Annotated in this window: 21 protein-coding genes; 2 read left to right on the top strand and 19 right to left on the bottom strand. The window is 44.2% G+C overall.

Annotated elements, in window-relative coordinates:
* From mreC to OCV77_RS02190, 12 genes are all read right to left on the bottom strand, one after another.
* A complete protein-coding gene (mreC, locus tag OCV77_RS02245) occupies positions 1–876 on the bottom strand; it encodes a rod shape-determining protein MreC (RefSeq protein ID WP_118797018.1) in 876 nt (291 codons plus the stop codon).
* Positions 873–1,883 (bottom strand): rod shape-determining protein, encoded by a 1,011-nt coding sequence (gene mreB / locus OCV77_RS02240; RefSeq protein ID WP_118797019.1) that lies wholly within the window; start codon positions 1,881–1,883, stop codon positions 873–875. The genes mreC and mreB overlap by 4 nt, the downstream gene beginning before the upstream one ends.
* 15 nt (positions 1,884–1,898) lie before the next feature.
* The gene (gene radC / locus OCV77_RS02235) at positions 1,899–2,588 is read right to left on the bottom strand and encodes a RadC family protein (RefSeq protein WP_262572984.1); all 690 of its coding nucleotides are present in this window, start codon (positions 2,586–2,588) and stop codon (positions 1,899–1,901) included.
* A gap of 76 nt (positions 2,589–2,664) precedes the next feature.
* Positions 2,665–2,901 carry a DUF4321 domain-containing protein gene (locus OCV77_RS02230; protein WP_118797021.1) on the bottom strand — a complete coding sequence of 79 codons (237 nt, stop codon included), beginning with the start codon at positions 2,899–2,901 and terminating at the stop codon, positions 2,665–2,667.
* 111 nt (positions 2,902–3,012) lie between these two features.
* The gene (locus OCV77_RS02225; RefSeq protein WP_262572982.1) at positions 3,013–4,317 is read right to left on the bottom strand and encodes a methionine gamma-lyase family protein; all 1,305 of its coding nucleotides are present in this window, start codon (positions 4,315–4,317) and stop codon (positions 3,013–3,015) included.
* A complete protein-coding gene (gene miaA / locus OCV77_RS02220) occupies positions 4,314–5,267 on the bottom strand; it encodes a tRNA (adenosine(37)-N6)-dimethylallyltransferase MiaA (protein ID WP_262572980.1) in 954 nt (317 codons plus the stop codon). Before miaA ends, OCV77_RS02225 begins: the two co-directional genes overlap by 4 nt.
* Positions 5,264–7,168 (bottom strand): DNA mismatch repair endonuclease MutL, encoded by a 1,905-nt coding sequence (gene mutL, locus OCV77_RS02215; RefSeq protein ID WP_262572978.1) that lies wholly within the window; start codon positions 7,166–7,168, stop codon positions 5,264–5,266. Before mutL ends, miaA begins: the two co-directional genes overlap by 4 nt.
* A 15-nt stretch (positions 7,169–7,183) precedes the next feature.
* Positions 7,184–9,835: a DNA mismatch repair protein MutS gene (mutS, locus tag OCV77_RS02210; RefSeq protein WP_262572977.1), complete on the bottom strand. Its 2,652-nt coding sequence runs from the start codon at positions 9,833–9,835 to the stop codon at positions 7,184–7,186.
* Between the two features lie 18 nt (positions 9,836–9,853).
* The gene (gene miaB, locus OCV77_RS02205) at positions 9,854–11,293 is read right to left on the bottom strand and encodes a tRNA (N6-isopentenyl adenosine(37)-C2)-methylthiotransferase MiaB (RefSeq protein ID WP_262572975.1); all 1,440 of its coding nucleotides are present in this window, start codon (positions 11,291–11,293) and stop codon (positions 9,854–9,856) included.
* A 53-nt stretch (positions 11,294–11,346) separates the two neighbouring features.
* Positions 11,347–11,772, bottom strand: a complete 426-nt coding sequence (locus OCV77_RS02200) for a GtrA family protein (RefSeq protein WP_262572973.1) — start codon at positions 11,770–11,772, stop codon at positions 11,347–11,349.
* 488 nt (positions 11,773–12,260) lie between these two features.
* On the bottom strand, positions 12,261–12,800 hold the full coding sequence (locus OCV77_RS02195; RefSeq protein ID WP_262572971.1) for a DUF5662 family protein: 540 nt from the start codon (positions 12,798–12,800) through the stop codon (positions 12,261–12,263).
* Positions 12,797–14,710 (bottom strand): hypothetical protein, encoded by a 1,914-nt coding sequence (locus OCV77_RS02190; protein ID WP_262572969.1) that lies wholly within the window; start codon positions 14,708–14,710, stop codon positions 12,797–12,799. Before OCV77_RS02190 ends, OCV77_RS02195 begins: the two co-directional genes overlap by 4 nt.
* A gap of 152 nt (positions 14,711–14,862) precedes the next feature.
* Between OCV77_RS02190 and OCV77_RS02185 the strand changes: the two genes are divergently transcribed.
* The gene (locus OCV77_RS02185; RefSeq protein WP_118797031.1) at positions 14,863–15,207 is read left to right on the top strand and encodes a DUF1292 domain-containing protein; all 345 of its coding nucleotides are present in this window, start codon (positions 14,863–14,865) and stop codon (positions 15,205–15,207) included.
* Here OCV77_RS02185 and OCV77_RS02180 read toward each other — a convergent pair.
* The 6 genes from OCV77_RS02180 to OCV77_RS02155 form a co-directional block, all read right to left on the bottom strand.
* Positions 15,182–17,002, bottom strand: a complete 1,821-nt coding sequence (locus tag OCV77_RS02180; protein ID WP_262572967.1) for an ATP-dependent helicase — start codon at positions 17,000–17,002, stop codon at positions 15,182–15,184. The two genes, OCV77_RS02185 and OCV77_RS02180, sit on opposite strands and share 26 nt — an antisense overlap.
* On the bottom strand, positions 16,986–18,452 hold the full coding sequence (gene gltX, locus OCV77_RS02175; RefSeq protein ID WP_262572965.1) for a glutamate--tRNA ligase: 1,467 nt from the start codon (positions 18,450–18,452) through the stop codon (positions 16,986–16,988). Before gltX ends, OCV77_RS02180 begins: the two co-directional genes overlap by 17 nt.
* 26 nt (positions 18,453–18,478) lie before the next feature.
* Positions 18,479–19,966: a 4Fe-4S dicluster domain-containing protein gene (locus OCV77_RS02170; RefSeq protein WP_262573357.1), complete on the bottom strand. Its 1,488-nt coding sequence runs from the start codon at positions 19,964–19,966 to the stop codon at positions 18,479–18,481.
* A gap of 73 nt (positions 19,967–20,039) precedes the next feature.
* On the bottom strand, positions 20,040–20,618 hold the full coding sequence (locus tag OCV77_RS02165; protein ID WP_262572963.1) for a DUF4340 domain-containing protein: 579 nt from the start codon (positions 20,616–20,618) through the stop codon (positions 20,040–20,042).
* A 14-nt stretch (positions 20,619–20,632) separates the two neighbouring features.
* A complete protein-coding gene (locus OCV77_RS02160; protein ID WP_262572961.1) occupies positions 20,633–22,741 on the bottom strand; it encodes a Gldg family protein in 2,109 nt (702 codons plus the stop codon).
* The gene (locus tag OCV77_RS02155; protein ID WP_262572959.1) at positions 22,725–23,735 is read right to left on the bottom strand and encodes an ABC transporter ATP-binding protein; all 1,011 of its coding nucleotides are present in this window, start codon (positions 23,733–23,735) and stop codon (positions 22,725–22,727) included. Before OCV77_RS02155 ends, OCV77_RS02160 begins: the two co-directional genes overlap by 17 nt.
* A gap of 241 nt (positions 23,736–23,976) precedes the next feature.
* On the opposite strand from OCV77_RS02155, the gene OCV77_RS02150 reads away from it, so the two are divergent.
* Positions 23,977–25,632 carry a SulP family inorganic anion transporter gene (locus OCV77_RS02150; protein ID WP_262572957.1) on the top strand — a complete coding sequence of 552 codons (1,656 nt, stop codon included), beginning with the start codon at positions 23,977–23,979 and terminating at the stop codon, positions 25,630–25,632.
* On the opposite strand, the gene OCV77_RS02145 is transcribed toward OCV77_RS02150, so the two are convergent.
* The gene (locus OCV77_RS02145; RefSeq protein ID WP_262572955.1) at positions 25,598–26,749 is read right to left on the bottom strand and encodes a pyridoxal phosphate-dependent aminotransferase; all 1,152 of its coding nucleotides are present in this window, start codon (positions 26,747–26,749) and stop codon (positions 25,598–25,600) included. The two genes, OCV77_RS02150 and OCV77_RS02145, sit on opposite strands and share 35 nt — an antisense overlap.
* Positions 26,750–26,780 lie beyond the last annotated feature (31 nt).

Genomic DNA, 26,780 nt, shown 5'->3' with positions numbered 1-26,780 from the left:
TCAGTCTCCTTCCGCAACAGTCTGCTTTGTCTGTGTGATCACAAGAACCTCTTCCAGATGCTCAAAGTCCACTGCCGGTGTCAACACTCCTGATTTGGTCAGATTATTGGAATCCACATTAATGGCCGATATGTAACCGATCAGAATCCCTGGCAGATATTTGTCACTGACATTGGAGGTGACGATCTTATCCCCCTCTACCACTCTGTCAGCACTGTCAACCAGCTTTTCAAAGCTGATCAGACCATCTGCGTACAGCTCCAGGTCTCCTGTTACGATAAGATTATCGGATGTGGAAAGTACCATGCCGCTGACGTTGGAATTATCGGAAATGATCGCCATTACCTTTGCCCAGTCAGGTCCTGCATCTATGATCCTTCCGACCAGCCCACTTCCGGCTATGACATTCATATCCACGGACAGTCCATCATTCGTTCCTTTGTTGATGGTAAAAGAATGGAACCAGTTGCCAGAATCCTTGGCAATGATCCTTGCTCCGATCTTCTGATATTCATCATACTGGGAATCCAGCTCATAGAGCTGTCTTAAATTGGTCAGCTCGTACCGATCCTGCTGAAGGCTGATATTTTCCATGGTAAGCTCGTCCACTTTCTGCTTCAGCTCCTCATTTTCCTGAATCAGCGACCGGATCTCGACCAATTCTTCTGATCTTGTTGAAAGCCATGAGCCTGCCTTACTGATCCCGTCCTGCATGGGAACGATCAGAAAGCCTCCCACAGCACTTAACGGGGTACTCAGAAAACCGGTATAAAAAGTCAGAATGATCAGTGCGGTACATACAATTGTTAAAATAAAAAGGAGATATTTACTCGGTAATGTAAATTTTTCTCCTTTTCTCTTTACGACAGGACTCATTTACTCATTCCTTCAATAGCATAAGCTACGGACTTGTAATTATCTTCCTTGATGATTTTGGCAAGTCCAAGTGCAACACTGGTAACCGGATTCTCAGAGAGATTTACCTTTAGACCGGTTCCCTTGTGGATCAGTTCAGCCAGATGACTGACCTGGGAAGCCCCGCCAGTCAGATAAATACCATGACGGTAGATATCAGCAGCCAGTTCCGGAGGTGTTCTCTCCAGAATGACTTTTATACTGTCAATGATCGTATAAAACAGTTCCATCAGACATTCATCAATCATAGAGGTAGGAAGTTCTCTTTCTACAGGAAGTCCGGTTACAATATCACGGCCGTAAACAACTGCACCTCTTCCCTCTTTTTCAAGCTCTTTCAGCGAAATCTTGACATTTTCTGCTGTTTTTCCACCTATGATCAGGCTGAATTCCTTGCGCACCGCACTGCGGATCGCATCATCAAATTTAAGCCCGCCAATCTTGATCAGCTTGCTGAGCACAATCCCCCCAAGGGACAGAATGGAAATTTCTGTGGTATCATACCCTACGTTAACAGTCAGTACCCCCTGGGAATTCTTAACATCAATATCCATCCCAAGACCGTCAGCAACTGCCTTTTCCACAACAAGGATCTTCCTTGCCTTCACACCGGATTCCTTAATCAGATCATAAAAAGCCCTTTTCTCTACCTCTGTGATGTCAAAGGGGACTGCAATATAATAATCTGCAGGACGTACATTGCCTCTTGACAGGTCATTGATGAAATATTTGACAAGAAGCTCCATGTTCTTGATATCAGCGATTACACCATTGGACAACGGATAGGAAATATGAATGTTGGCCGGTGCTTTCTCGTACATTTCAAAGGCGGAATCTCCATAGGCAAACAGCGTGCTCTTGTTTTCGATGGCGATCATATTTTTTTCAACAAGGATTGTATCATCCGCCCTGTTATAAATTTTAATATTGCTTGTACCAAGATCGATACCAAAAATATTTGAAGACAAAATAAATACTCCTTTCTATAATAAGCCGCATTTCTTAAAGCTTGTATAAGCATTACTCCCTATAACGATATGATCTGTCAGCGGAATGCCAAGCAGTTCTCCGGCTTCTTTTATCTTTTCTGTAATACAGACATCCTGTCTGCTTGGTGTTGCATCCCCACTCGGATGATTATGAAGCAGCATAACAGACGATGCTTTATTTTGAAATGCCAGTACGAAAATTTCTCTTGCAGAAAGCAGGGAATAATTCACGGTTCCAATGGAAAGCACATCCTTTTCAAGCAGATTAAGTCTGGAATCCAGTGATAATAACAGTACCTTTTCTCTTTCCTCGTGCCGCAGCTCTTCCATAAAATAACGGGCTACTGTATCCGGTGAATCAAAGGAAAGTGTTGAGGCAGCCTGTTCTTTTGCCATGCGTTTCGACAGCTCTGCAAGGCTTTTCAGCTTCACTGCCTTGACTTCACCAATTCCCGGGATCTTCAGCAGTTCCCTTAAGGGTATATGGTGCAGTGCATTTAATCCCTTTTCCCTTCCCCTGGCAAGCGAAAGTACCTTTTCTGCCAGCTCTAGTGCAGAACAGTTTCTGGTGCCTGTCCGCAGGATAACGGCAAGCAGCTCTGCTTCTGTCAGTGCTTCAGCCCCGAAACGCATAAATTTCTCATAGGGCTGTTCCTGACTCATTGTTTCTGTGATAGCTTCCATATTTTCCTTTCTGCCCTTCTCTCATCACAGATACCTCCCGGCATCTGACTATGCAGAAAGTAATGTTTTACATATTTCAAAGGAAGCGGTAAATAATAATTCCAATAATAATCCCAAGAATACTGGCTACAGTGATCTTAATAGAAAGTCCAAATGTCAGGCACAGGATACCAAAATCCAGGACGACCGGACTGGAAAGCCCAAACGTCTGCCCATAGTTTAACCACTGTACCGGTAAAAGACTTCCTATAAAGCCACCTATTACAATTCCTGCCAGGATCAGCAGAAAGCAGGCCCAGTTATTCTTACGCATAAATCGTTACCCCCGGCTTCTCTTTTGCTTGTTCACAATGTCATTATTTTAGCATAGAAAAAAATCAATGTATACCGCTTTCGTGGAAATTTTATGATTTACAGATGTAATTTATTCCCCTGTTCCATCAAAATTCGAAGGGATCATTCCCTGTTCGACAAGACTCTGCAGGCTTTTCATGATACCGAATTTTCCATGCTGCCAGGTCAGTCCCCCCTGGAAGTAAACAGTATAGGGTGGTTTGATCGGGCCGTCTGCGGAAAGCTCAATAGAGGAACCGGAAACAAAGGCACCTGCAGCCATGATCACCGGGCTGTCATAGCCTGGCATATCCCACGGTTCCGGTGTTACATGCCCATCTACAGGTGCTGCCTGCTGGATTCCCCGGCAGAAAGCAATCACACCCTCCGGCTTCCCAAAGGTTATTGCCTGAATGATATCATACCGGGGCTCGGTACCATTCGGCACAACAGAAAATCCAAGCTTTTCATAAATGTTTGCAGCAAAAATGGCATTCTTCATGGCATTTGCCGTAACAGAGGGTGCCAGAAAGAGTCCCTGGTAAAAGGATGGAAGTGCCTGCAGGGAAGCTCCTACTTCTCTGCCAAGTCCAGGTGTTGTCAGACGGCAGGCTGCATTCTCGATACATTCTTTTTTGCCGGCAAGGTAGCCACCGATCGGAGCGAGACCGCCGCCCGGATTCTTGATCAGGGAACCGACTACCAGATCTGCTCCCACATCAGAAGGTTCTATGGTTTCCGTGAATTCTCCATAGCAGTTATCTACCATGCAGATAATATCAGAACGGATTTCTTTAATGAACCTGATCAGATCTCCGATTCTTTCGACTGACAGGGTAGGCCTTGTCTGATATCCCTTGGAGCGCTGGATTGTAACCAGCTTCGTACAAGGCTTTATGGCCTTTCTGATATTCTCATAATCAAAAGAACCATCAGGCAGCAGATCCACCTGGCTGTAGCTGATACCGTATTCCTTTAAGGATCCCCTTGAAGGACGGATTCCGATCACCTCTTCCAGAGTGTCATATGGTTTTCCAACAGGAGAAAGCAGTTCATCCCCTGGGCGGAGGTTACTTAAAAGTGCCAGTGCCAGTGCATGTGTTCCACAGGTAATCTGGGGTCGCACCAGTGCATCTTCTGTATGGAAAATATCTGCATATACCTTTTCCAGGGTATCCCTTCCAAGATCATTATATCCATAACCGGTCGTACCAAGAAGGCAGGCCTCACTCACCTTCTGGTTCTGCATGGCTGCAATGACCTTGATCTGATTATACTCTGATATCCGGTCAATCTCCTGAAAACGTCCAGAAAGAGCTTCCCAGATCTTTTCTCCATATTCGTATACTTTCCGGCTGATGCCAAGCTGTCTGTACATCATTTCTGCTGCACTCATTTTATAATTTCCTTCTTTCTTAAGTTTTCCAGTATGCAGGAAAGAACGGCATCCTCATCATAAGCAAACGCCTGCTTATCAATCCAGATCACATCCTTTTCCCTGCGGAACCAGGTAAGCTGCCGTTTGGCAAAATGTCTGGTTTCCTTCTTGATCTTTTCTACTGCTTCCAAAAGGCTGCATCTGCCATCCAGATATTCCAGTATTTCTTTATATCCAAGCCCCTGCATGGATACCATGGAGGCATTGCAGCCCCGTTCCTTCAGGGTTCTCACCTCGTCGACCAGCCCTTTAGAAAGCATCTGGTCAACCCTGCTCTCAATCCTTTCATAAAGCTTTTTTCTGTCATCCGTCAGGACAAAATAGCAGGAGTTATAGGCTGACGTCTTCTGCCGCTGTTCCTTATTATGGGTCGAAATAGGCTTACCGCTGTTCTCATAAAACTCCAGGGCACGTATCACCCTTTTCCTGTTATTTTCATGGATCTCTTCTGCGGACTTTGGATCTACCTTACGCAGCAGCTCGTGGAGATAATGGTTCCCCTTTTCTTCTCCGAGCTGCCAGAGTTTATCGCGGTAGGCAGTATCTGTTTCTTCTTCTGTAAAATCGATCTGATATAAAAGAGCCTGGATATAAAAGCCAGTTCCTCCGACCACAACAGGAATATGTCCTCGTTCATAAATCTGTTCCATGGCTTCCAGTGCAAGCTTTTCAAAAAGACAGACATTGAATTCTTCCTCCGGCTCCAGTATATCAATCAGATGATGGGGAATTCCACCCATTTCTTCCGGCTTTATTTTGGCAGAGCCTATATCCATCTGTCGGTAGACCTGCATAGAATCAGCGGAGATGATCTCTCCGCCGATTTCTGAAGCAAGTTTAATGGAAAGTGCTGTTTTACCAACAGCGGTCGGTCCGGTCAGAATGACCAATGGTTTCGTTTCTGTCACGTCACGATCCTCTTAAATTTCTTTTCAATTTCATATTTGCTCATGGTAATGATCGTTGGTCTGCCATGTGGACAATGATAAGGGTTTTCCAGCGTCAGCAGTTCATCGATCAGTGTTTCCATTTCTTTTCTGTCCATGGAATTATTTCCCTTTACTGCAGACTTGCAGGCCATGGATGCCAGCTTCTGAAGGATCACATCTGGTTCTCCCCTAGCAGGCACTTCAGAAAGCTCATCCAGAACCTGGAAGAACAGTTCCTTTTCATCACAGCCATAAAGGTCTGTCGGCACACTTCTGATGGCATAGGCACCAGTTCCGAATTCTTCGGCTTCAAAACCCATCTTTTCAAAGTATTCCCGGTATTGTCTGAACACAATTTCTTCTTTGCCGGAAAGATTTAAGATGACCGGAGGACTTAAAAGCTGGGAAGCTGCCTGCTTTTCCTTAAGCTGCTTTACCAGCCGTTCGTATTTTACTTTTTCGTGAGCCGCATGCTGGTCAATGATCAGGAGCTTATCCCGGTATTCCATCAGCCAGTAGGTATCAAAGATCTGTCCGAGGATCTTATATTCATCCCTAGCCTCTCTTGTCAGGATCTTTTCTTCGAACAGATTCATCTGTACTGGTTTTTCTACAAAAATATGGTCAGCAGCCTTGATTACATTGGATCGGATTTCACTATTGACTAAAGGAGTCCCGATTTTATGTGCAGCTGCACCTAGTACTGTACTGGTCAATTTGCGATCCGTCCAGTCAACCGGAGCACCTTGCCCTGTTTCTGGACCTGTAAGGTAAGTCTTTTTTTCCTCCTGCACCAGATTTTCAATCCGTCTGGTTTCGAAGGGCTCCGGTGTCTTTGCCTTCTGCGGTGCTTCTTCTTTTTCCTCTGTTAGAAGAACCTTTGGTATCATCTCCAGCTCGTGCAGTCTTTTCTTTATATTCTCCGAAAGAAAGGCAAACATTTCATTCCCGCGCTGGATCCTGATCTGCATTTTGGAGGGATGCACATTCACATCAATCTCCTTTGGATCTATGGAAATGTGCAGCACGGCAAAAGGAAACTTATGCTGCATCACATACTGTCTGTAGCCTTCTTCCAGTGCCTTGGACAACAGATCATCCCTTACAAATCTTCCATTCACAAAGAACAGCTCATAGGCTCTGCTGGAACGGTTGATCTCCGGCTTTCCAATGTAGCCGCTGATATGGCAGAGATCTCCTTCTTCTTCAAACGGGATCACACTATCTGCCATTTCCCTTCCATAGATCCGGTAGATCACTTCCTTCAGATCCCCATTTCCGGAAGTATGGAATCTGACAGCACCGCCATTTACAAATTTAAAGGAAATATCCGGTCTGGACATCGCAATGTGCTCCATCAGATCTGATACATAGCCGCCTTCTGTTTTGGGCTGCTTCATAAATTTCCGTCTCGCCGGTGTATTATAAAACAGATTATGCACAAGGAATGTTGTTCCTTTCGGAGCCCCGATCTCTTCCACGTCCTCTTCCATGCCGCCTGCAATGGCATACCGGATGCCGGTCAGTTCTTTCTCTGTTTTGGTGATTGCTTCTACCTGTGCCACTGCAGCGATACTGGAAAGTGCTTCGCCGCGGAAGCCAAGACTTTCTACGAAGCTTAAGTCATCTATGGTACTGATCTTGCTGGTAGCATGACGGAGAAACGCCCGTTTAATCTGCGATTTATCAATGCCGCAGCCATTATCCGTTACCCGGATCAGGGACAGTCCGCCGTCTTTGATCTCGACAGTAACTGCGTCTGCTCCGGCATCTATGGCATTCTCTACAAGCTCCTTTACCACACTGGCAGGCCGCTCAACAACTTCTCCTGCCGCAATCTGATCAATTGTGCTCTGACTTAAAAGATGAATTTCAGGCATACAGACCTCCCTTCTTTACAGCTGCCATCTGTTGTTCAGTTTATTCTGTAATTTATACAACGTATTCAGTGCATCCAGAGGCGTTAAGGTGGAAATATCAATTTCCTTCAGCTCCTTTATCACATCCTCATCCTTCACGGTATCAAACAGGGACATCTGGGACAGATCCACTTCATCATACTTGACGGGTTTATGTCTGCTCTCCTTCTGATCCACAGTGATGCTTTGCACTTTTTCCAGAATATCATTGTCAGAAAGCTGTCTTGCAATCTCTTTTGCCCTGTCAATGACCATATCCGGAACACCTGCCAGTTTGGCTACCTGGATACCGTAGCTTCTGTCAGCACCACCCTTTATGATCTTGCGCAGGAATACAATGTCATCTCCTTTTTCCTTAACAGCAATACAATAGTTGGTGACATTATTCATCTTGCCCTCCAGCTCTGTCAGCTCATGATAATGGGTAGCAAACAGTGTTTTGGCTCCAAGAAGCTTTTTATTGCTGATATGTTCGATCACTGCCCATGCAATGGATAGTCCGTCAAAGGTAGAAGTTCCCCTTCCAATCTCATCCAGTACAAGCAGGCTGTCTTTTGTTGCATTGCGAAGAATATTCGCAACCTCGTTCATCTCTACCATAAAGGTACTCTGCCCGCTTGCAAGATCGTCTGAAGCCCCGACTCTTGTAAATATCCTGTCCACGATACCGATATTAGCACTGTCAGCCGGTACAAAGCAGCCAATCTGCGCCATTAGGACGATCAGTGCTGTCTGACGCATATAGGTAGATTTACCGGCCATATTGGGACCGGTGATCACAGCTACACAATTCTTGTGATTGTCAAGGAAGGTATCATTGGCGATAAACATATCACCGTCTGTCATCTGTTCCACAACCGGATGTCGTCCTGCCCGGATCTGGATCACACCTTTTTCATTGATAGTGGGCCTGACATAATGATTCCGCTCAGCCACAAAGGAAAATGACGCATATACATCCAGCATGGCGATCGCCTTGGCTGTTTTCTGGATTCTCAGGATCTCTCCTGCTATGGTATCCCTGACACGGCAGAACAGATCGTATTCCATGGCCGTCAGTTTATCTTCTGCATTCAGGATAGTATCTTCCAGCTCTTTCAGCCTCTGATTGGTATAACGCTCGGCACTAGCCAGTGTCTGCTTCCTGATGTAATCTGCAGGCACCAGATTCTGATAGGAATTGGTCACTTCAAAATAATAGCCAAATACCTTGTTGTATTTGATCTTCAGATTTTTGATCCCTGTCCGGTTCCGGTCTTCTTCCTCAAGCTGCGCCAGCCAGTTTTTCCCCTCTGTTTTGGCATGACGCAGGGTATCTACATTTTCATCAAAGCCTTCTTTGATAATATCACCTTCCCTGATGGAAATGGGCGGCTCCTCAATGATCGCGCTGTCGATCAGATTACAGATATCCGTCAGCGGATCAATGTCTTGACCAATCTCCGGCAGAAGACCTGTTTCAAAATCATTCAGGATTGTCTTGATATGCGGCAGCATCTTCAGGGAATTGCCAAAGGCGATAAGATCCCTGGGGTTTGCTGTTTTAAAGCTAACCTTTCCAAGCAGACGCTCAAGATCATAGACTGGATTTAAATATTCACGGATCTCATCCCTGAGCATGGGCTTCTTTGAAAGTGCTTCTACTGTATCCAGTCTTTTCTCAATGGAAGCCTTATCGATCAGAGGCTGTTCCACGTACTGACGCATACATCTGGCTCCCATGGCTGTTTTTGTCTTATCAAGCACCCAGAGAAGAGAGCCTCTCTTCTGTTTTTCCCGTAAGGTCTCTGTAAGCTCCAGATTCCTTCTGGTAGCACTGTCAAGAAGCATATAACGGCTTGTCAGATACGGATATAAATGAGTAAAATGGGAAAGATCGTTCTTCTGTGTATCATAAAGATATTGCATCAGCGCCCCGGCTGCGATCAGCCCGGACGGAAAATCCTCGACCCCCATCCCCTTCAGCGTACTGACATGAAAATGCTTCATCATGCATTTCTTGCAGCGGTCTTCGTCATAATAATGGGAATCCAGTGTATTACAGATAATACCAAGTCTTCCTTTCAGATCATCAATATTGACCCCACTGACAAGAAACGCATCATTACAGATAATCTCACTTGGTACGTATTTATTGATCTCATCCAGAAGCTTCCGGTTGTCCTCCACCTCTGTCAGGTAATAATCACCCGTTGTCACATCAGCTACGGAAATTCCACTTTTGCCCTGAAAATAGGCTATACTCATGAGATAATTATTCTTACCTGCATCCATAGCCTGAATATCCATATTGGTACCGGGTGTAACGATCCTTACCACTTCACGCTTTACAATTCCTTTGGCAAGCTTCGGATCCTCTACCTGTTCACAGATTGCCACCTTGTAGCCCTTCTGGATCAGCTTGTTCAGATATCCTTCTACCGCATGGTAGGGAATCCCGCACATGGGTGCTCTCTCTTCCTGTCCGCAGCTTTTGCCGGTCAGGGTAATTTCCAGCTCTCTGGATGCTGTCAGGGCATCCTCATAAAACATTTCATAAAAGTCACCCAGTCTGTAAAAAAGGATGCAGTCCTGATAATCCTTTTTTGTTTCCAGGTACTGTTTCATCATAGGTGTTACTTCAGCCATTTGTTCACCATCCGATTTCTATACTCGTTCTCCCAGATAATAAAATCCGTGACATTCCTTCAGGCAGACTGGTACGATCTGTCCGATCAGATCTTTTTCTCCTTTGAAATGCACGATCATATTGTTTGACAGTCTTCCTGTCAGAAGCTCCGGATCCTGGTCATTCACATCCTCCACAAGAGCAGAATGTGTCTGTCCCTGCAGAAGTGCCGCCCGTTTCTTTGCAGTCTGCTGTACGGTTTCCAGTACTCTTGCAAAATTTTCCTTTACTTCCTCTTCCGGCACCTGTTCCATTGCTGCAGCAGGTGTTCCTGACCTCTTAGAATAAATAAAGGTAAACGCATTGTCATATTGTACTTTATTGATCACATCAATTGTTTCATCCACATCTGCCCTGGTTTCCCCCGGGAAACCCACGATAATATCTGTGGTGATCGCCATATCCGGTATCTCCCTCCGGATCTTTTCTACCAGTGCCAGATACTGTTCTTTGGTATACCGGCGGTTCATCTTCGTCAGGATCTCTGTAGAGCCTGACTGCAGAGGCAGATGCAGATGCCTGCAGATCTTTTTCGATTCCTTCATCACTTGAATCAGTTCATCTGAAAGATCCTTTGGATGGGAAGTCATGAATCTGATTCTCTCAATGCCGTCGATTTTTTCCACCTCCCGAAGAAGCTGCGCGAAGGTAATGGGCATATCCAGATTCTTTCCATAGGAATTGACATTCTGTCCAAGGAGCATGATCTCCTTCACCCCATCCCCGGAAAGCTTCTCAATTTCCCTGATGATATCCTTCGGGTTCCTGCTTCTTTCCCTGCCTCTTACATAAGGTACGATACAGTAGCTGCAGAAATTATTGCATCCAAACATGATATTAATTCCGGATTTGAAAGGATATTTTCTTTCTACCGGAAGATCTTCCACGATCTGGTCAGTATCCTTCCAGATATCCACGATCATGCCATCTGACTCAAACATGGCTGTCAGAAGCTCTGCAAATTTATAGATATTGTGGGTTCCAAAGATCAGATCCACAAAGCGGTAGCTTTTCCTGATCTTTTCAATCACTGCCGGTTCCTGCATCATGCAGCCGCACAGAGCGATCTTCATATGAGGATTTTTCTTTTTCAGTCCATTCAGATAACCAAGTCTTCCATAGACTCTCTGATTGGCATTGTCCCTGACGGTACAGGTATTGTAAATAACGAAATCAGCCTCTTCCCTCTCTACCAGTTCATAGCCCACCTTTTCCAGGATACCGGAAAGCTTCTCGGAATCTCTGGCATTCATCTGGCACCCGAAGGTAACTACACAGCAGGTCGGCTTTCTGCCAAGCTTTTCTGAAAGCTCCTGCACATAACCGGCTGCCTTTTCCATGAAGGCGATCTGTCTTTCTGTTTCCCTGGCACCATCTATCTTTTCTGTTATCTGTGTAATTGTTTTCTGTTCTGTCATGTCAGTCTCTCATTCTGTATTTATTATTTTTCAGACCTCTGGAAGCTGCCTTGTTATTTTCTTTCAAGGAACAGCTTCCTGGAAATAAAATTGTATACCATAACAATACCGGTTGCCACCACAGAACTGATGGATACCATCAGGCCATCTGTAATCATATCCTGCAGGAAAGCGCTGTGATCATAGATCACGTCAATGCAGAGATACATCACGATCTCATTGATCAGAAGCCCAAAAGCAGACAGGATCAGAAATATAGTGAATTCCTTCTTCTTGTCCATTTCCTTTTTATCAGTAAATACAAACTTGATACTGAGGATATAATTGACGATTGCTGAAACTACAAATCCAAGGAACTTGGATACCAGATAATGGATACCAAACCAGTTATAAAATCCACTGGTGATTCCAAAATCGATCAGGAAGCAAATAAATCCCACTACGCCAAATTTCAGGATCTGTTCTATCAGTTTTTTCATTGTTTTTCAAAATTTCCTTTCTTTTCATTTCCTGCTGGATGATCTGTGACATGCTTTAGCTGTTCACAACAAAATGCCATGTTAAAAGGCACACAGGCTATTATAACATGACATTTTATATTTGAGACATATTATTTTTGCATTTATTTGATGCTTTTTCTTATTTTCAGTTTGAAGAATTCTCACAGCCGCAGGATGACTGGCTCTGGAATGAGATAAAGTTCCTGGTTGTATCACTGCAGGAAGAAGATTCTCTCCGCTCCGCTTCACAGCCACAGGAAGATCTTCTGCCAGAAGAACAACTGCTACCATTACCGTTTCCGTTACTGTTGTTTCCACTTCCCTGACAAGGTCTGTTTCCGGTTTTAGATGGACACTGGTTATTCTGGAAGCAGCAAAGTAATAATAAAATAATAAGACAATCCATATTTTTCCGCTCCTTTATTTTATACTGTATCCTATGCAGTAAAGGAGCAAAGAGTGAGCCATCAGCGTTTCTTATGAAAAATTTCTTTGCGGATATAGGAAAAAGTTTCCTTTTCTCCCTTCTGTGCCAGCATGATGAGCAGCTTTTCAAGAAGGGCTTTGGTTTCAGGGTGCATCATTGCATTTGCCTTTCCCTTACTGAAATAGGCAAGGGGATCTCCGTCCGTATAACTGCTTCCGTGATAGGTCTTGCAGGCTGCGATCCGGTCCATAAGCATTTCCACAACATATTTATCAGGCATTCTGGCTGGTGTCATACCTCCCTTGATATCAGAAGCACTGTAATCGATCCAATATTCATAATGATGCTTGTTTCGTCCCTTATGGTGCAGCCATGCACTGGAATAGCCGACAGCTTCTCTCTCTGCATTATTGGGACTTCTGTCACCCTGATAATATCTGGCTCCCACCAGAAATTCTGCCGGACTGTATTTGGACATATCATGAAGAAGCCCCTGCCCGTAAAGGCCGACTTTAAAGCATCCCTGCATGACCAGTATCTTATGATGGGTTATGGTTTTAAAGTGGGAAAAGGCTTTCATACATTCTCCTTCTGACTGACATACACAGCAATGCTTCTTCCGGGTATCACAATCTTATTTTCCGCTTTTTCCCCAGAAGAATCTTCTTTTTCTGCAGCCTCATTTTTTCCCACAGAGTCATCAGAAACCGGTCTCATAATTTCTTCAGACCAGAGAACCGGGACAAATTTTTCACCCTTTGGCAGCTTTGGAAGTGCCAGCTCATGCTCTATCCAGTGCATATTATACGCAATATAGATAGATGGTTCATCCTGTTTTTCAGCATAATTTCCACAAAGCATAATACCGATCATACGGCTGATATAGGACAGATCCGGTCTCCAGGCTTCTGTCCCGTGGTAAGAAATATCCGGGTAGCCGCAACCAAGCGTATCAAGTATTTTTAATTCCTTCTGGCTGTGCAGAATGGAGTGTTCCTTTCGGAAACGTATCAGTGCCTTCGTAAAGCCAAGGATCTCATCCTGAAGCTTTCCGGTCTTCCACTTTATATAGCCGGTATCATTGTCCTGACAGTAAGCATTGTTATTTCCATATCTGGTATTGCCAAATTCATCTCCACTGAACAGATATGGTACCCCCTGGGAAAGAAATAAAAAGGCAAGCGCATTTTTTATCTGCTTCTTTCGAAGCTCCAGAACCGATTTCTTACGACACTCTCCTTCAAAGCCGCAGTTCCAGGAATAGTTATGGTCAGTACCATCACGGTTGTATTCTCCATTTGCTTCATTGTGCTTCCGGTCATAGGAAACCATGTCATACAGGGAAAATCCGTCATAATCTGCCAGATAATTAACAACAGCACAGTCTCTTGGATTATTCCGCTGGTCAAAGATCACCTGTCCGACCAGATTCTCATCCCCCTTCAGGAATCTGCGCATATCATTCCTGTAATTACCGTTATCAGCTGCAAGATTTCGGTAATAAGGTATCTTATCACCATAGATCTCTTCTAACGGGAAATAACTGCTTCTGATCTTGGTTTCCTGCAGAACTGGTTCTTTGGCAATGATCAGATACGGGATCTGAAAACCACTGAGGCGCACACCATCAATATGATACTCAATGACCCAGTATTTCAGGATATCCAGAATCACAGACTGATTCATTTCTGGTGGAAAATAAAACTGCATCATAACCTCTATGCCATTTGCATGCAGCTCCTTTACCATATTTTTGAAGGAAACCTCAGGATCCCCACCGGCACTGTAAGAAGCCTTAGGCGCAAAATAAAATCCCTCCTGATATCCCCAGCAGTTCAATCTTACCTTCTCCTTAAAGGCTTCCGGAAGATTTTTTACTTCCCTTGCGATTTCTTCTTTAACCGGTTTATCACTGACAGCTCCGGAAGCCGGGTAGATACACTCATCATATTCATAGCAGGGCATCAGTTCTACTGCCGTAATACCAAGTCCGTTCAGATAGGAGGCTTTTTCTGCAACGCCTTCATAGGTTCCCCTGTTTTTCACATGGGAACTCTTATGCATGGTAAACGCCCTGACGTTCAGGCCATAGATCACGCTGTTGCTGTACGGGATCAGGAGTGGTTCATCCTCACCCCAGTCAAATTCCTTATAAGTAAGAGAACCCCGAGTTTTTCTTTTGGCAGTCAGGCCATGTCCGAATTTCGACAATCCGTTGACCTTTCTGGCAAATGCATCTGTATATACAGTATTTTTATGATAATAATTGTACTCCAGATAAGGGAATTCTCCGGAAACAGCTTCTACCATAATACCACAAAGAGATCCTCTTTTTCCTTCTTTCTGAAAGGGGATCTTTTTCTGTTCTCCATTTTCTGCATATAAAATCAGGCCGCTGTTCCCATCATCCAAAACTTCCTCTGCAAAAGAGAATCCATTCTTAATGGGATATACGCCCTGCTTTGTCGGTTTAAAATATGTGATTTTCAAATTTTTATTCATGGATTTATTATAGCATGAAGTCGTAAAAGGGGCAATAAAGCCTTTTAAAAGAAAACAGTTGTATCTCATCCTGTTATTCTGTACAATAGAGGCGGTAACCAATAACATACAGAAGCTGAAGCTTCAGAATGGAAGGAAAAATGGGCAGACAAGAAAATTACGAAACACCGGAAGAAAACGATGAGGAAATGACCGTCACCCTGGATCTTGATGATGGCACCAGTGTTACCTGTGCGATCGTTACGATCCTGACAGTAAATAATCGGGACTATATCGTCCTGCTTCCTCTGGAAGAGGATGGGGAAAACCATGATGGAGAAGTCTGGTTTTACCGTTACAGCGAAGATGAAAATGATCCCAATGCTGAGCCTGTTCTTGACTATATCGACAGTGATGAGGAATATGATCAGGTTGCAGAGGCCTTTGATGAATATCTGGATAATGCAGAATTTGATGAGATCATGGACGATTCCACGGAAGACTGATATCACACAGGAAGCGGGTCAGTTTCCGGTTCCGTTCTCCTGTATAATACAGAAACAGTTGTTCTCTGGCTCTTGTTATGGCAACATACAGGAGCCTTCTTTCTTCTTCAAGCTCTTTTTCTTCCTTTACCTTCCTGTCAGGAATAACTCCTTCATTCAGATCCGGTAAAAACACACTTTGAAATTCAAGCCCTTTGGCTGCATGCATGGTAAGCACGGTTATGCCTTCTTCTGTCTGCTCTTCTTCACATGGCGTTTTCTTTCTCATCTTATCAAAGAAATCATCCACACTCTCGCCTCTTTCAGCCAGCCGGCATCCTTCCTGTAATTCATCCAGTATTTTCATGGTTCCTGCTTTATCCCCGGGATATTTTGAAAGAAGATAGTTTTCATAGCCAAGCTGCTTCCGAAAGCAGCGGACTGCCTGTGAAAAAGACAGTTTTTCAGCAAGCAGAAGTCCGGTAAAAAGGGTTTCTATCCTTGCACACATTTCTTTGTTCTGTCTGTAATAAGAGAGTATCTCTTTCCTGGAAACACGCTCTGAAAGAAGTGCCTTGCTGGAAAGATATCTGTCTGGTTTATTCATGAACCGCAGAAAATCACTTCGTTTTTCTCCCTCCTTACAGAACTTGAGAAAGGAACGGATATCCTCTGCCACTTCTCCTTCAAAAACATTTTGAGCTTTTTTCCCTTTTCTTTTCACCGGTATTTTATGTTTCGTAAGTAATTCTTCATATAAAATTGCTTCCCGGTTTGTTCTGAGGATCACAGCACTCTCAAAAAGCTCCTTTTTGTCAAGACTCCTGATATCATCAAGAAGCTTTTCTTCCTCCAGCATTCTTGTTTCACAGCAGTATCCTTTTATTTTGCCACCGGCCTTGCCGGCATGTATCTCCTTCCGGATCCGATCTTTATTTTTCTTTACAACTTCTGTTGCAAAATGGACGATCCTTTCACCACTCCGATAGTTATCTGTCAGAAATAATACCTTTTCTTCCGGATAATCCTGTGAAAACCGTTTCATGATCCCTGGAACGGAACCCCGGAATCCATAAATGGACTGGTCATCATCTCCCACCACAAAGATATTTTTCTCTTTACCGGCAAGAAGTTTTATCAGTTCATACTGTGTCAGGTTAACATCCTGAAATTCATCCACCAGAAGATAGCGGATGCGATGCTGCCATTTTTCTCTGTAAGCTGCATTCTCCTGTAGTAAAACAAGACTTTGCAGGATCAGGTCATCGAAATCGCAAAGCCCCCGCTCATTCATGAAGGCAGTGTAATCATTTAAGAGAAGCTGCAGGCTTCCCTGCGGAATTCCGAAGTCCTTCCCGGAAAAAGAAATGCCATTCTTTATACGGCTGATCTCAGACAGAAGCTCTGCTGCAAATCCGGCTGAACACATACGTTCAAAACCTCTGTTTTTCAGAAGCTCTTCCATGATTCTGATTCGTTTATTTTCACTTGTAAGGGAAGCCTGATAGCCCCTCCGCTCTTTCAGAATAGAATAGCAAATACCGTGGATCGTACCAAAGTGTGCCACATTTCCCAATCCCTTAGTAAGGCACTGGCTTCTTTCATCTGCAAGGAATCTGCTTTGCATTTCCCCGGCCGCTGCTTTTGTATAAGTAATTGTGAGTATACTGTCAGGACTGATCTGACGGTTGAATATAAGATAAAAGATTCTCTGAATGATCGTAAAGGTTTTGCCGGAGCCTGGACCTGCAACGACTCTTGCAGGTCCTTCTCCGTGCATAATTGCTTCCAGCTGAATTTTACTTGGCTGCTGCATTTTGAAGTAATTCAATTCCTTTTTTGATTCGGTTAATAGATTCCTCTTTACCGAGGATCTCCATGATCTCTGTTGCACCCGCAGGTGTCATCTGCTTACCGGATACCGCTGTTCTTACCGGCCAGAGTACATAACCGTTCTTGTACTCATGTTCTGCTGCAAAGGTTGTCAGAAGCTGGTACAGGGCATCATTGGAATAGTCCTCCTGCTGTTCGAATACTGGACATAATTCCTGAAGTACAGCAAGCGATGTTTCCTTATTGGTCTTCATTTTCTTATGTGTATACATTTCCGGATCATATTCCGGCAGTGTCTCAAAGAAGTCTATCAGATCACAGATATCCGGGAAAACTTCAATTCTTGTTTTCACCATGGCTGCGATCTTGTGAAGATCCAGATCCTTTTTAATGACACTCTTTAAATAAGGCTCTGCCATGGTATAGAAAGCCTCGTCAGCCATGGCCTTGATATATTCCCCATTCATCCATTTCAGCTTCATATAGTCAAAAACAGAAGGAGACTTATTGATTCTATGATAATCAAATTCTTTGATCAGTTCATCCAGAGAAAAGATCTCACGATTATCTTCCGGACTCCAGCCAAGCAGTGCAATGTAGTTCACAACTGCCTCAGGAAGAAATCCCTGCTCAAGCAGATCCTCAAAGGAAGAATGTCCGCTTCTCTTGGACAGCTTCTTGTGATTTTCATCCGTGATCAGCGGCAGATGGATATAAACCGGAGATTTCCAGCCAAATGCATCATAGAGCCGCTGATATTTCGGTGAGGATGACAAATATTCATTTCCACGTACCACATGGGTGATATTCATGGTATGATCATCCACTACATTGGCAAAATTGTAAGTCGGGTAGCCGTCTGACTTGATCAGTATCATATCATCCAGCTCTGCATTTTCTACAGTAATGTCTCCATATAATTCATCATGGAATGTAGTGGTTCCTTCCATGGGGATATTCTGTCTGATTACGAAGGGCTTGCCCTCTGCCAGATTCTTCTCTACTTCCTCCTTGCCAAGATGCAGGCAGTGCTTGTCATAGATCATGATCTCTTTGCCTTCTACTACCTCTGTCTTCAGCGTGGAAAGACGTTCCTTATCACAGAAGCAATAATATGCCTCTCCCTTTTCAATGAGTTCCTTGGCATATTTCATGTAGATGCCAGTTTTCATACGTTCACTCTGTACATAGGGACCGTAACCGCCATCCTTATCTGGTCCTTCGTCATGGGTAATACCGGCTTTGGCAAGCGTATCATAAATGATATCTACAGCACCCTCTACAAAACGCTCCTGATCGGTATCTTCGATCCTGAGCATAAAATCTCCACCAGCATGCTTGGCAATTAAAAACTCATACAGGGCGGAACGCAGATTTCCTACGTGCATCCTTCCTGTCGGACTTGGTGCAAATCTTGTTCTGATCTTTGTCATGATTTTCTGTTCTCTCCTGTCCCTATTTATTCTGTTATATCCCTGTCAGGGATCTTCTTATCTGCTGCAGCTTTGAAGCCTGCCACTTCCTTCATGGCCTGTGGAATGGCTATATTCGTGCCGGCTCCGGCAACACATCCGCCAGGACATGCCATACCTTCGATCAGGCAGCCGTTTTTCTTACCGGCCTTCGCAAGCATCAGGATCTTCTTGCATTCCGCCAGACTTTCTGCATGCTCAATATGCACATCGATATCCGGATAATATTCCCTGATACATTCTTCGATCGCACTGGCTACACCGCCTGCCACTCCATATCCTCTTCCGGCTCCGGTTGCATCGTTTAAAGGCTCTCCTGGCTGAATATTATCAAGCATCAGTCCTTTTGCCTCAAACATTCCCTGAAGCTCTTCAAAGGTAATAACGAAATCCACATCGGAACGTACTGTTCTTCTGGATGCCTCCAGCTTTTTGGAGGCACATGGACCGATAAACACCACACTGGCATCAGGATGTTCCTTTTTAATTTCTCTTGCAGTGGCTACCATAGGCGTCAGAGCATTGGATATATTGTCAATCGTTTCCGGGAAGAACTTCTTAGCCAGCATTGCCCAGGATGGACAACAGGACGTCAGAAGAAAGGGTACTTTTCCAGTTGCTACTTCCTTCGCATAATGCTCTGCCTCTGCCATGGCACCATAATCAGCTCCGATTGCTGTTTCGTATACGTCATAGAAGCCAAGCTCCTTTAAAGCCTCTTTGATCATATCCGGTGTCACCTTGCTTCCAAACTGTCCAACAAAGGAAGGTGCCACCTGTGCAATGATCTTTCTGCCTGACTGGATCGCACGGATCAGCTGGAAGATCTGGGACTTGTCTGCAATCGCACCAAAGGGACAGCTTACCATACACTGGCCACAGGATACACAGATGTCAGTATCAATATATGCTCTGCCCTTTTTATCACTTTTAATAGCATTCACACCACAGTTGGCAAGACATGGCCTTACCTGATGGGAAATGGCATCATAGGGACATACAGACTTACATTTACCACATTTGACGCATTTTTCCTGATCAATGATGGATTTGCCATTTTTCATGGAAATGGCTCCTCTTGGACATACCTCACGGCAGGGATGCGCAACACAGCCCATACATTTATCTGTCACTTCATATCGGTTCTCCGGACAGGCATTGCAGGCTGATGGTATTACCTGCATCAGGGGCGGCTCATAATACTTTTCATCAATATTACTTTCCTCAAGTCCCTGTGTCACATGCACCGGCTGATCCTCCGGACGCAGGGAAAGCCCCATTGCCAGACGGATGCTCTCTCTGACAATGGCCCTTTCCCTGTAAATATTCCCTGACTCGGATTCGTCATAATCTACTATTTTATAGGGAAGTGCTTCCACATCATCCTTCAGATTCCTGGATTCATAGGCAAGTGAAGCTACTTCCTTGAAGATTCGTCTTCTGTTTTTACGAACCTGTGTGTCAATTCCCCGCATACTCATACTAATGGTCTACATCCTTTCTGCATCATCATTTTATTTTTGCACAAACCTGCGAGGAAATCAAGCACTATTCTGTTTCAGATCCTGTTTCTGTCTCCGTTTCTGAATCAGCTTCAGATGTTGCAAAATCATCCATTGTCTTCTCCAGGGCATAACGTACAGAGTTTTCTATTGTATAAACAGTATCTTCGTCATTAACCCTGACATAGAAAAACCCGCCGGCATTACTGTTCTGGTCTCCAATGGTGATCACATACAGATCATCATCCCACTGCAGGGATATAGTATTCTCCGAATCTGTCAGACCATACTGGTCAAAATCTGTCACATCCGGAATCACAAGATCTGCCGGTATTTCACAGGCATCTGTAAGAAAGCTTTCTACCTTGTCACTATCTATGGAAATACTGTCATCATCTTCTGAAGTCCATACGTCCCCCTCTTTTTTCAGATTGACACTGGTTTCTCCCTGCGTGATCCCGATCTCTGTTACTTTGGATGAATCAATCTCCAGTACCTTTGCTGTTACCGGCTCTTCTTCCGTCTGATGGTTTTCTTTATAGTATCCATATCCCAGATAACCGGCCATCAATATCAGAAATAACACAATAAGGAGAATCAGATTTCTCTTTTTCTTTTTATTCATTTCCTCGTACTCCTTTATTTCTTTCTCCGTCTAAACCATACGATAAAACCACCCACAATGAAGAGAACCGGAAGTAATACTACGGTAACAAGGGCAATGATCATGATCGTGCCCTGCGGTACTGTCAGATAGTCTGCTTCCATACTCTTGACCGGAATAGAAACACTGGTCTCATGAGAGGCGAAGGTTCCAAGCGATGCTGTGAAAAGCTTTACATTGGTTCCTGATACGATCATATTGGCATCATTTGTGAACATATTACTGCTTGTATAAATGATGGCTGTTGAGGTTTCCTCTCCTGCACTCTTTTCGCACTTAACACCAATTTGGAACGGTCCGTCCTCATCACTGTCCTGTTTCTCATAGCTGTCCACACCGGAAATATCATTTCTTAAATAGCTGTTGTCAGAAGAGCTGAGCAGCTCTGCTATTGTCACATCCTCCTTCTCTTCTGTTGTGATTCCCTGCGCATAAGGTGCAAATACATAGCTTCCATTATTATAAATGCCCGATGTAATATCATCATAGCTGATCTCAGGCAGGATATAAAAAGGATCCTGATAATAATGCCCTCTGTCAGTTTCGATGATGAGTCCTTCCTTCACGTTTACTCCATAATAATCCAGGAGTCTGTCAATATTTTCATGGGCTTCTCCTGTATAACAGGAAACAAAGAAAATATCACCGCCCTTTTCCATATAAGAAAGCATCTTTTCTGTATCATCCGCCGAAAAATCTGATGTCGGTGCATTGATCACCACGCAGGAGGCATCCTCTGGTACTTCATCATAATCCATCAGATTAATGGTTTCATAATCCAGATTTTCCTTTTCAATCGCATTGCTGAAGGTACTGTCAAAGGAAGACTCCCCATGACCTTCCAGCAGGTAAATCTTCGGCATTTCATTACTGGTCACATAGGCAAGGGCACTGGTAAGCTGTCCTTCTCCGTCATAACCGGTCACGCTCTGTGTATAATTGGTATAGTCATAGCTATATTCATAAATATCACTGTAATCAATGACACGGCTTCTCTTTCCACTCTCCACGATCAGGCTGTTTGAAGAAACACTGCCATCCGTATACTGCAGATAAAACTTTGGATTTACCGCAGGATCCACATAAGAAACCTTAATATGGGAATTGAGTCCTTCATACTTTTTCAGAGTCTCATCCAGTGTGGTATCTGCATTGTCCTCATTTGCCAGTACATAAATCTGGATATCATCTGTAATACCATCTGCAATCTCCTTTGTTTCCGTTGTCAGGGAATACAGCTGATCTGACGTCACATCAAATACAGTATATTTCTCAGGAAGCTGTGCCACAAGCAGATTCAGTACCACGATAACAGCAAGGGAAAGCACAACCACAGAGCTGCTGTAGGTTCCAAGACTCAGTGTTTTTCTGGATAACTGGTACCTTCTCTTCTGAATGGACTGTACCGTAAGGATCAGTGCCAGTACGATCACAGAAAGATAATACAGCACACTGGTCAAATGGAAGGAGCCATTCAACAGATTGCTGAATCTTTCTGACATATCAAAGACTGACAGAAATCTCGTGAACAGATTTCCCGTGGAAGAGATCATGCTGCAAAGACCGTTTACGATATAACCAAAAAACAGCACACCAAAAGAAACCACTGCTGCGATCACCTGGCTTTCTGTCAGGGACGAGATAAATACGCATACGGCAATGCTGGTAAGTCCATACAGCAAAAAGCCGAATACGGCCAGATAGGATTTTCCGATATCCACGGTGCCAAAGAAGCTCATCACAACAGGATACAGGGAAACAAGCCCTACTGGTATAGCAAAGATCGTAGCAAGAGCCAAAAACTTGCCAAGCACAATTCCCGTAACACTGACAGGTGAGGTTAATATAAGCTGATCCGTTTTCTGGTGCCGCTCTTCTGCCAGGATCTTCATGCAAAGAACCGGTATGGCAATCAGAAATAAAAAGGTTACGGAGGAAAGAGCATATCCGATATAAGGATAGCCCATGAACAGATCATATACTGCAAAGTAAATGCCAAGCAGCAATAAAAATGCCCCTATAAATAAAGGTCCAAGGAACGAATGAAAATAGGACTGTAACTCCTTTTTATAGATTGCCTTCATCTTCATTTCCTCCTTTATTTTCACTCATATGTTCTGCTGTATCCGGATCAGATATGCTGCTTTGATCCTCTGTCAGTTCCAGGAAAATATCCTCCAGTGATTTTTCTACCCGGTTCATGGAAAGGATCGGCATTTTATTTTCTGCCAGCGCATAAAAAAGATCTTCTCTGATATCCTCACCCGCTTCTGTCCTGATCACTGCTTTCACTGCACCCTTCTCCGGTGCATTTTCTATGGAAAACTCTGCAATTCCGGCAATAAACGGCAAAATTTTCCGTAACGCCTCTTCGCTTCCGAGAATATGTACCTCCAGTGCTGCATTTCCTTTCATCAGACCGGTGAGTCCTTCCGGTGTATCGCAGGCGGCAAGTTTTCCCTTTGACAGGATCATGATCTCATCACAGACTGCCTGCACTTCTGAAAGAATATGGGAGCTTAAGATCACCGTATGCTTTTCTGAAAGACTCCTGATCAGCTCCCTGATCTCAATGATCTGTTTGGGGTCAAGACCAACCGTAGGCTCATCCAGGATAATCACTTCCGGATAACCCAGGATTGCCTGTGCAAGACCAACTCGCTGCTTATAGCCCTTGGACAGGTTTTTGATCAGCCTTTCACTGACATCAGTTGTCATGGTCATTTCCATAATATCCGCAAGCTGCTTTTCCACTTCCTTCTTTGGAATCTTCTTCAGGGCTGCTGCGAAGCGCAGGTACTCAAGTACCGTCATATCCTGATAAAGCGGAGGAATTTCCGGAAGATAACCAATGCACCGCTTTGCCTCCTCTGCATTTTTCTGGATATCAAAGCCATTTATCCTGACAGTTCCCTCTGTAGGGGCAATATACCCCGTCATCATATTCATCGTGGTACTTTTTCCGGCACCGTTCGGTCCAAGAAAACCATAGATTTTTCCAGGCTCCACCTGAAATGTCAGGTGATCGACAGCAAGGTGATTTCCGTATCGTTTGACAAGATTCTCAACTTCTATCAAAATAAGCTCCTCCTTTTTAACCCTTTGGGAAATTCGTATTTACCGGGTTGTTTTTATTCTCTACCACTGTAAAGCATAATTGTGTTCGAAAATGGGAAAATTTGTGAACATTGTGTGTTCCCTCTTTCGGTCTCTCTGAAAATACAGTATATGAAGCAGCTCGCGCAAAAATGATTGCAGGATCATTCTTTCAATGATATAATCAAGCCGTTTGTTTTTTATTATGAGGGAGAGAAAAATTATGAAAGAATTAAAACCTATGTTATTTACCTGTCTGAAGGGCTACACAAAGGAACAGCTTCTGAAGGATGTAGTCGCAGGTGTCATTGTAGCGATCATTGCCCTGCCCCTTTCCATCGCCCTGGCACTGGCTTCCGGTGTTGGTCCTGAGGAAGGTCTGTATACCGCAATTGTTGCCGGATTTCTGATTTCCTTTCTTGGCGGCAGCCGGGTACAGATCGCAGGACCTACCGCTGCCTTTGCTACTATCGTTGCTGGAATTGTTGCCAGGAACGGTATGGATGGTCTTATGCTTGCCACACTTCTTGCCGGTGTTTTCCTGATCCTTATGGGTCTGTTCCACTTTGGAAACCTGATCAGATTTATCCCCTATACGATCACCACCGGTTTTACTGCCGGTATCGCCGTAACCATTGTCATTGGTCAGTTGAAAGACTTTTTTGGCCTGACCTATGCCGAAGGAGTAAAACCGATCGAAACCATGGAAAAATTAAAAGCTGTTGTCAGCAGCTTTTCTACCATAAATCTTTATTCGGTTCTTGTGGGAGTCATCTGTCTTGCCATTTTGATCCTGTGGCCAAGGGTCTGCGCAAAGATTCCCGGATCCCTGATCGCTGTCCTTGCAGGGATCCTTCTTATAAAAGGTCTGCACCTGCCTGTCAATACCATTGGAGATCTTTATACTGTAAGTAACAGGCTGCCATATCTCCACGTTCCGTCATTCAGTCTTTCCATGGCACAGACTGTATTGCCGGATGCATTTACCATTGCCATACTGGCGGCGATCGAGTCTTTGCTTTCCTGTGTGGTTGCTGACGGCATGACAAACTCAAGGCACCGCTCCAATACTGAGCTGGTTGCCCAGGGAGTTGGGAATATAGGCTCAGCACTCTTTGGAGGTATTCCGGCAACAGGTGCTATCGCAAGAACAGCAGCCAATATCAAAAGCGGTGGCAAGACACCGGTAGCCGGTATGGTACATTCCATTACTCTGCTTCTGATCCTTGTTGTCCTGATGCCCTATGCAGCCCTGATCCCCATGCCGGCCATTGCCGCTATCCTGTTTCAGGTTTCCTATAACATGTGCCAGTGGAGACCCTTTTTCCATCTTGTGAAGACAGCGCCAAAGAGCGATATTTCCGTTCTCGTCCTGACCTTTGTCCTGACCATCGTCTTTGACCTTGTCGTTGCTATTGAAATTGGACTTTTACTTACCTGTCTGCTGTTTATGAAGCGCATGAGTGATGAAACGGATGTCAGAAGCTGGAAATATGCAGAGGATGAATGGGATGACACTGCAAAACTGATCCATCTTCCCCTCTCTGTCAGAGTCTACGAGATCAATGGTCCTCTTTTCTTCGGCGCTGCTGGAAGAATTGCAGAGATCAGTGTCAAAGATTTTACGAAATGTCTGATCATACGGATGAGAAGTGTCCCTGCGATCGACGCCACTGCCATGAACGCACTGGAAGAATTATATAACCGCTGTTCCCGCCAGGGAATCATTATGATCTTCTCCCATGTTAATGAGCAGCCAATGCATACCATGGAAAAAGCGGGATTCCTTGACAAGGTTGGCAGGGAACACTTCTGCACTCATATTGATGATGCGATTGCCATGGCTACAGAGATTTCAGGAAACGTTCCATCCTGTTAAGTCCATCTTCAATTTTCTCCATGGAAGTACCATAGGAAATTCTGACATACCCGGAAGCATTTTTGCTGAAATTGCTTCCGGGTATAACTGCCACATGTTCTTTTTCCAGTAATCTTTCTGCAAACTCTTCTGCAGATAACCCTGTTTTCTTTATATTGGCAAAAACGTAAAATGCTCCTTTTGGCATGATACAGCTGATCTTATCCATTTCATTAATCCTGCTTACCAGAAAATCCCGTCTTTTTTTGTATTCCTTTTTCATAGCCATCATAGCCTCCATTCCTTTATCAAATGCAACAAGAGCCGCATACTGGGATGGGGTTGCAACTGCTGAATATACATTTTCCACGCATTTTGTCATAAGCTCGATCAGATGAACGGGACCTGTGGCAAAGCCGACCCTGAACCCTGTCATGGCAAAGCTTTTTGATACACTGTCGATGATCAGAGTACGTTCCTTCATGCCTGGCAGCGTTGCGATACTGAAGATTTCATCACTGTCAAAATTCAAATGTCTGTAAACCTCATCCGAAAAAACAAACAGATCCTTCTCCTTCGCGAACTCTGCAATTTTCTGTAGTGATTCCCGGTCGATCAGTCCTCCTGTCGGATTACATGGAGAATTCAGAAGAAGAATACGGCTTTTTTCTGTCACAGCCGCTCTCAGATCTTCTACGGAAAGGATAAAATCATTTTCCTCCTTTACCTCTATTTCCCTGACAGTCCCTCTGCACATAGCAACCATCGGACCATAATTTGAGAAGTAGGGAGCCGGTATGAGAACCTCATCTCCAGGATTGAGCAGGCAGAAGAACGCAAGGTACAGAGCTGCCATGCCACCGCTTGTTACCATAGTTTCCGGCATACTGTAATCACTGCCTATCATTTCATTCAGATATCTGATATATCTTTCCCGCAGAGGATCAATTCCGGCTCCCGGCGCATATTTGGTATAGGAGGATAAATGCTCTGCCGTCTCTTTTAAAATACATTCATCTGTAATAAAGTCCGGCTCTCCTACCCCGAAGGAAACCACATCCTCCATATGGGCTGCTTTCACCATCATGGCCCTGATTTGGGATGCTACGATACTTTCTGCCAATTTTCCATATTCCATATGCTTTTTCCTCCTCAAAATAAAATGTGTA

Origin of the sequence: Suilimivivens aceti (genome assembly GCF_025567405.1) — a bacterium.
Taxonomy (GTDB): Bacteria; Bacillota; Clostridia; order Lachnospirales; family Lachnospiraceae; genus Suilimivivens; species Suilimivivens aceti.
This window is presented reverse-complemented; position numbering and strand designations above follow the sequence as displayed.